At 53.5% G+C, this 275-nt stretch carries 1 protein-coding gene; it reads right to left on the bottom strand.

Annotation, left to right across the window (positions count from 1 at the left end; all coding sequences use genetic code 11):
* The coding region (locus R2R70_RS20120) for a phosphomethylpyrimidine synthase ThiC (RefSeq protein WP_410978919.1) at positions 1-275 on the bottom strand (275 nt) is incomplete at both ends.

Below are 275 nucleotides of genomic sequence, written 5' to 3'. Positions count from 1 at the left end.
AGCGACCGGTGGAGAGATCCATCACCGTATCCGCTCCCCAGCGGGTGGACCATACCAGCTTTTCCACTTCTTCTTCGATGGAAGAGGTGACCGCTGAGTTGCCGATATTGGCGTTAACTTTTACCAGGAAGTTACGGCCAATAATCATCGGCTCCGATTCCGGATGATTAATGTTGGCCGGGATAATCGCACGTCCGGCAGCAACTTCATCACGGACAAATTCCGCAGTGATATTTTCCGGCAGACGTGCGCCAAAGCTCATTCCCGGATGCTGG

Origin of the sequence: Cobetia sp. SIMBA_158, assembly GCF_046566945.1 — a bacterium.
In the GTDB taxonomy this organism is placed as follows: domain Bacteria; phylum Pseudomonadota; class Gammaproteobacteria; order Pseudomonadales; family Halomonadaceae; genus Cobetia; species Cobetia amphilecti.
The sequence above is the reverse complement of the archived record's forward strand: the minus strand, read 5'-3'. Positions and strand labels throughout refer to the sequence as shown.